The sequence below is a fragment of the Methanosarcina spelaei genome, from assembly GCF_002287235.1.
Classification (GTDB): domain Archaea; phylum Halobacteriota; class Methanosarcinia; order Methanosarcinales; family Methanosarcinaceae; genus Methanosarcina; species Methanosarcina spelaei.
In genome coordinates, this window is sequence record NZ_LMVP01000205.1 from 1 (window position 1) to 2,621 (window position 2,621).

Below are 2,621 nucleotides of genomic sequence, written 5' to 3' on the forward strand. Positions count from 1 at the left end.
GGAAATGCTAACATTCAGGTGTTTTAAAACATCAATCGGATAAAAATGGATTATCAAATCGGGTCGTGTACTATTAGTTAGTTGATGTTATTTCAAAAACACTTTTAGTGGCGCATCATATCTTTTTGCAATTCAGTATTTGATTATTTTCAGTCTGCTTGTCTATTCTTTATATATTAAGGCTACTCTTTATTCTCTGAGTATAGAGGGAAAAAGATGTTTATAAAGGCGCGTTGTCCAGTTTGCGGTACGAATGTGTACCATAACATAAGGTTACATACTCTGGAGTACCTCAACTTTGAAGGGGATAAACAGGCTTGTAGATATATGGTTGAAAATATTGAAGTGACTGATTCTCTCACAGAAGAAGAGTTTGTTAGGAACATTTTGCAAGGCCTGCAAAGAGTTATCCATGATGGAATTGAGGTAGAAGTTCTGGCCGGGATCTTGAAGGAAAATTATGGGATTACAGGTACTTGCTGTAGTGGACTTATTGAGAGAATCCAGCTTGAGCTTGATATGTATTGTCCAGACCGAAAAAAGCTTTATTTTGCGGATCCTGAAGAATTGGGAAGCTATTCAAAGAGAAATAGCCTTTTCATTTGTATATAATACTTAACCTTAACTTTTAAAATATAGTAATTTACTCAGCAGTATTATAGAAGGTTAGTCTTATTTGTGAATCTTTTTACATACGAATTTTATTTACTTACCTTGCAGCCATTTCAAATAAATTCAATAGAACTTGAAATTAAATAAATTATAAGGAGTTTTCAATAAAAACTCTATATAATTTTATGTTTATCCTACATTCCGCAGATGTACACAGATGTAGAATTTATTTGCCGATTTGCCATATTATCTCATCAAATCCGATTTTAAGTTTTTAGCTTATTGCCGTATTGAGATAATAAGTGGCATTTTTGTGTACATCTGCGGAAAGTGGGTTTATTAAAATTTGTTGAGTTTATTTTGTCTTATTGCCTATGTCGGAAACATTAGTATATCCGCGAAATGAGAGATCTTTATGAGAATCTTTTTTGTTTGAAAAGTACTTTTTCAAATTAAACTCAAGGATCTGCAGGTGGTACGAGATGATGACCAGAACTGGTAACGCTACGAAGATAAGGATGACATCATGCAGGATTGGACTACTTATAAAGTGTGTCCCTGAATTCCAGAGTGCCAGAAATGGCCTGTGGAACAAATAGATACAGTATGAAGCTGTAGCGACATATGTAAACGCAGAGCTCAGAATACTTGAAAATTCGTTATTTATAAATTTCATCGCAAACCTGTATTCCAGAACACAGAATATTATTACGAATAAATTAAGAAGCACAGAATCAATAATGAATTTTAAAATAAGGTAACTCAGGCCCAGTGAATTTGCAATACTTTCCAGCATCGATACCACTGTAGAAGAGCCTATAGTGCCGCTACCTGCAGACGCAATAGTAAATGAAGTTTTTGGGTCCAGGAGAAGGGTTGTTCTTGAGTCTAATACGATAACCAGTACAAGCATAACAGGGAGAGCTGCCAGCAGTATCTGGATAAAAGGATTTTTCCGGTTAATTATCATTGATTTTTCAAATAGGCTTTCTTTACAGGTAAGAATCCCAAAAATGAATATTGGGAAAAACATAAAAAAGCGGGGCTCAATTATGTTAAAAGTTCTTGAGACTAATAAACATCCAATAAATATAAGAAAAGAGCAAAGTAAGATCTGTTTTGAACTTTTTGAAAGCATAATGATAAGCGGGTAAATTGCATAGAAGACAATAATTAAACCTACAAAGTATAGTGTCAGCATCGGGGACACATATCTAGGAGCAAGGAAGATTTGTAATCCCAGTATATGCATGATTATATTGTGAAAACTAAACACATTTTCTGCATTGGGAAATTCAAAACCTGAGTTTATCTTTGGAGCAAATATAAAGAATACAAGTGTAAAAGCGGCGATGGCACCCCAGTAAAGAGGAAAGATCCTAAGGAGCCGTTTCCTGTAGAAAGACAATACGCTCTGGAACGAGTTTATTGAATGGTTGTTATAATATAGCAAATATCCACTCATAAATATAAATAATCCCAGTCCCATATTTGCAACAAAAGGATCAACGGCATACAGGGCTAACTTGATGTAAGTAAAAGATAAAAAGTTACTTAAGTGAGCCGGAATAATCATCGCTATTGCTAAAGCTCTCAAAAAATCAAATGCAATTATTTTGTTTTTCATAGTCTCGATTCCTATAAATGAAACTCCATGTATATGTAAGACTTTTTATATTCTATTTAATGGTGAGTCAACTCACAAAAATAATTATTACTTAATAACTTATCATGTTAAAAAATGATCAACTTCTTTATATATATAAGTTACACCGCTTTTTTATTCACATTTCTATAATAATTATTGTAATGTTAATTTGTATGTAATTTGTATGATATTTTCAACAGCCATCTGTTTTAATAATGTCCTCTCTATAACGTTTTCGCTGGAAAATACATTGTCAATGATACTCGAATATTACTGAAAATAGGTATCCTCTTCAAATTCAATGGTTTTTCAACCGCATAAAAAATATAATAGTTTTTCCATTTTCCCTTATCATATTTTG

General features: G+C 32.9%; 1 protein-coding gene and 1 pseudogene. One reads left to right on the forward strand and one right to left on the reverse strand.

Annotated elements, in window-relative coordinates:
• The first annotated feature begins 216 nt into the window (after positions 1-216).
• Positions 217-612, forward strand: coding sequence for a hypothetical protein (locus tag ASJ81_RS10895; RefSeq protein ID WP_170943285.1), 396 nt, complete (start codon positions 217-219; stop codon positions 610-612).
• Positions 613-1,150: 538 nt separating this feature from the next.
• Here the strand turns inward: ASJ81_RS10895 and ASJ81_RS10900 are convergent.
• Positions 1,151-2,239, reverse strand: a pseudogene (locus ASJ81_RS10900) (acyltransferase family protein); the annotation flags it as partial.
• Between the last annotated feature and the right edge of the window lie 382 nt (positions 2,240-2,621).

Bases quoted from the DNA above. Each gene is read 5' to 3' on its own strand.
- ASJ81_RS10895 (WP_170943285.1), top strand. From the start codon at position 217: ATGTTTATAAAGGCGCGTTGTCCAGTTTGCGGTACGAATGTGTACCAT.